This is a genomic window from Sulfitobacter sp. HI0040, assembly GCF_001634885.1.
In the GTDB taxonomy this organism is placed as follows: Bacteria; Pseudomonadota; Alphaproteobacteria; order Rhodobacterales; family Rhodobacteraceae; genus Sulfitobacter.
The window spans coordinates 1-334 of record NZ_LWEX01000508.1; the positions used below are offsets into that span (position 1 = coordinate 1).

A 334-nucleotide genomic window follows, 5' to 3' on the forward strand; every position below is an offset into this window, starting at 1 on the left:
GGTAAATACCACCCCCACGGCGACACGGCGATCTATGACGCGCTGGTGCGCATGGCGCAGGACTTTTCCATGAGCCTCGTGCTGCTCGATGGTCAGGGCAACTTCGGCTCCATGGACGGCGACAAGGCCGCCGCCTATCGCTACACCGAAGTGCGGATGGAAAAGGCCGCGCAGTATCTGCTGGAAGACATCGACCGCGATACAGTCGATTTTCAGGACAACTATGACGGCAAGGACCGTGAACCGACAGTCCTGCCCGCGCGCTATCCCAACATGCTGGTCAACGGTGCGGGCGGTATCGCCGTCGGCATGGCCACCAATATCCCGCCCCATA

At 61.1% G+C, this 334-nt stretch carries 1 protein-coding gene; it reads left to right on the forward strand.

Annotated elements, in window-relative coordinates; genetic code table 11:
- On the forward strand, positions 1-334 hold a 334-nt coding region (locus tag A3728_RS19825; protein WP_330220293.1), incomplete at both ends, for a DNA gyrase subunit A.